The organism is Streptomyces anandii JCM 4720, assembly GCF_014650655.1.
Classification (GTDB): Bacteria; Actinomycetota; Actinomycetes; order Streptomycetales; family Streptomycetaceae; genus Streptomyces; species Streptomyces anandii.
This window is the reverse complement of record NZ_BMVJ01000002.1, coordinates 505,690-508,848: the sequence shown is the minus strand read 5'-3', so window position 1 is coordinate 508,848 and position 3,159 is coordinate 505,690. Positions and strand designations below refer to the sequence as shown.

Annotated in this window: 3 protein-coding genes; 1 reads left to right on the top strand and 2 read right to left on the bottom strand. The window is 69.8% G+C overall.

What is annotated here, in order from left to right; translation table 11 throughout:
* Window positions 1-175 precede the first annotated feature (175 nt).
* Window positions 176-739 carry a GNAT family N-acetyltransferase gene (locus tag IE249_RS05485; protein WP_189703590.1) on the top strand — a complete coding sequence of 188 codons (564 nt, stop codon included), beginning with the start codon at window positions 176-178 and terminating at the stop codon, window positions 737-739.
* Between the two features lie 10 nt (window positions 740-749).
* Here the strand turns inward: IE249_RS05485 and IE249_RS05480 are convergent, their stop codons facing one another.
* Together IE249_RS05480 and IE249_RS05475 are read right to left on the bottom strand one after the other, a co-directional pair.
* Window positions 750-926 (bottom strand): hypothetical protein, encoded by a 177-nt coding sequence (locus IE249_RS05480; protein WP_189703589.1) that lies wholly within the window; start codon window positions 924-926, stop codon window positions 750-752.
* Between the two features lie 205 nt (window positions 927-1,131).
* Entirely contained in the window at window positions 1,132-2,955 is a 1,824-nt protein-coding gene (locus IE249_RS05475) for a phosphoenolpyruvate carboxykinase (GTP) (protein ID WP_189703588.1), read from the bottom strand.
* Window positions 2,956-3,159: the final 204 nt, after the last annotated feature.

The following is a 3,159-nucleotide window of genomic DNA, read 5'->3' as shown; positions in this document are numbered from 1 at the left end:
CCACTAGCCCTTGATCCCCGTCGATCCAGTTGATCCGAGGGCTCCTCAGAACGGCCCCGGTCCGCGTGCACCCGCAGCGACGCGCGGACCGGGCGCCATGAACCCCGCCGTCCGGCGGCCTCGCCGTCTTTGAACCCGCTGTCCCCGTACCCGCCGTCTCGGCGAGGATGGAGCCGTGACCGACTCCACCGCCACGGTGCGGCCCGCGGCCCGCGCCGACCTCACCGCCGTCGCCGGCATATACCGGCACTACGTCCTGCACAGCGTCGCGACGTTCGACGAGGTGCCGCGCGCCCTTGAGGAATGGGAGCTGCGTCACGACGAACTCGCCGCGCGCGGGCTGCCGTTCCTCGTCGCGGAGGAGGCCGGCCAGGTCCTAGGGTTCGCGTACGCAGGACCCTGGCGGCCGAAGCCGGCGTACCGGCACACCGTGGAGGACACCGTGTACCTCGACCCCCGGGCCACCGGGCGGGGGCTCGGCGGCGCACTGCTGGGCGGGCTGATCGAGGGGTGCGAACGGGCGGGAGCGCGGCGGATGATCGCCGTCGTCGCGATCCCCGGCGACGACGGCTCCGGCACCGGCACGGACGCTTCAGGTGCCGCATCCCTCGCCCTGCACCGCCGCTTCGGCTTCGCGGACGCGGGACGGCTGACCGCCGTCGGGTACAAGCACGGCCGCTGGATCGACACGCTGCTGCTGGAACGGGCGCTGGCCCCGAAGGAGACCGGCGCCCGCTGACCGGCGGGCGTCAGCCGAGCAGGACCACAACGATCACGAACAGCACCACGACCAGGAGGACGATCAGCCAGACGGGCCATGTGCCCCGGCTGTGCGGCTCTTCCGGGCCGCCGCCGCGTGGACGGTCCTCGGTCAGGTCCGTGTGGTCCGGGCGGTCCCGGGTGTAGAAGTCACCATCTCCAGCCATGCCCTCATCACTCCTTCACCTGGAGGACTCCCGGGTACCCGGAGCCGGGCCGGCCACACCGAAGAGGCCGGGTGCGCACGCCGTTGTGCGCACCCGGCCTCCTGGGTCCACGCCGCGGCCGGCCGGAGCGACATCGCAGGTCAGGGCAAGTCGCGGCCGGCCGCGGAGCTCGGGCGGGCCCGCCAGGGCCCGGGGCGGGCTGCGGTCAGCCCAGGCGCTCGACGAGCGCGCGGTACTGGTCCCACAGCTCCTTGGGCGTGTGGTCGCCGAAGGTGTTGAGGTGCTCGGGGACCAGGGCGGCCTCCTCGCGCCACACCTCCTTGTCGACGGTGAGCAGGAAGTCCAGGTCCGACTCGGACAGGTCCAGGCCGTCGGTGTCCAGGGCGTCCCGGGTGGGCAGCACGCCGATCGGGGTCTCGACGCCCTCGGCCTTGCCCTCCAGGCGCTCGACGATCCACTTCAGCACGCGGCTGTTCTCGCCGAACCCGGGCCAGACGAACTTGCCCTCGTCGTTCTTGCGGAACCAGTTGACGTAGTAGATCTTCGGCAGCTTGGACTGGTCCTTGTCCTTGCCGACCTCGATCCAGTGACCCATGTAGTCGCCCATGTTGTAACCGCAGAAGGGCAGCATGGCGAAGGGGTCGCGGCGCAGCTCGCCGACCTTGCCCTCGGCGGCCGCGGTCTTCTCGGAGGCGACGTTGGCGCCGAGGAAGACGCCGTGGTTCCAGTCGAAGGACTCGGTCACCAGCGGCACCGCGCTGGCCCGGCGGCCGCCGAAGAGGATCGCCGAGATCGGCACGCCCTTCGGGCTCTCCCACTCCGGCGCGATGATCGGGCACTGCGAAGCGGGCGTGGTGAAGCGGGCGTTGGGGTGCGCGGCGGGCGTACCGGACTCGGGGGTCCAGGAGTTGCCCTTCCAGTCGGTGAGGTGGGCCGGGGTCTCCTGCGTCATGCCCTCCCACCAGACGTCGTTGTCGTCGGTGAGCGCGACGTTGGTGAAGACCGAGTTGCCCCACAGCGTCTTCATGGCGTTGGCGTTGGTGTGCTCACCGGTGCCGGGGGCGACGCCGAAGAAGCCGGCCTCGGGGTTGATCGCGTACAGGCGGCCGTCCTCGCCGAACCGCATCCACGCGATGTCGTCGCCGATGGTCTCCACCGTCCAGCCGGAGATGGTCGGCTCCAGCATGGCGAGGTTGGTCTTGCCGCAGGCGCTCGGGAAGGCGGCGGCGACGTACTTGGACTCGCCGGTGGGCGGGGTGAGCTTGAGGATCAGCATGTGCTCGGCCAGCCAGCCCTCGTCGCGGGCCATGACGGAGGCGATGCGCAGGGCGTAGCACTTCTTGCCGAGCAGGGCGTTGCCGCCGTAGCCGGAGCCGTAGGACCAGATCTCGCGGTCCTCGGGGAAGTGCGAGATGTACTTGGTGGAGTTGCACGGCCAGGGCACGTCCTCCTGGCCCGGCTCCAGCGGGGCGCCGAGGGTGTGGACGGCCTTGACGAAGAAGCCGCTGTCGCCGAGCTCGTCCAGCACCGGCTGTCCCATGCGGGTCATGGTGCGCATGGAGACGGCGACGTAGGCGGAGTCGGTGATCTCGACGCCGATCGCGGACAGCGGGGAGCCGAGGGGGCCCATGCAGAACGGGACGACGTACATCGTCCGGCCCTTCATGGAGCCGCGGAACAGGCCCTTCTCACCGGAGAAGATCTCCCGCATCTCGGCGGGCGCCTTCCAGTGGTTGGTGGGGCCGGCGTCCTCCTCCTTCTCGGAGCAGATGAACGTCCGGTCCTCCACGCGGGCCACGTCCGAGGGGTCGGAGGCCGCGTAGTAGGAGTTGGGGCGCTTGATCGGGTCGAGCTTCTTGAAGGTGCCCTTCGCGACGAGCTCCTCGCACAGTCGCTCGTACTCGGCCTCGGATCCGTCACACCAGACCACGTTGTCCGGCTGCGTCAGTTCGGCGATCTCGTTCACCCACGAGATCAGGTCCTGATGGTTGGTGGGAATGACGGGGGGAGCCGCGATGTCGCGCGCCACGATTGCTCCTAAATGAGGGGTTTCTTGTCTTGTCGCCCCGTGGGGGCTGCGACCCGGACGCTTCGTAGCCGCTCATCCGGTGCCGACCGCACTCATTTGATCATCCGACTCCTGTGCGCATCTGTCCAGAGGGCCGCCCAGGTGAGCAGCGTGAGGAATCCCACGGTTTCCGTGATTCTTTGCGTCCACGTTGAGTTCGACTGA

What these genes read in the sequence shown, in the direction of transcription:
- IE249_RS05480 (WP_189703589.1), bottom strand. Translation starts at nt 926, where the DNA reads ATGGCTGGAGATGGTGACTTCTACACCCGGGACCGCCCGGACCACACG.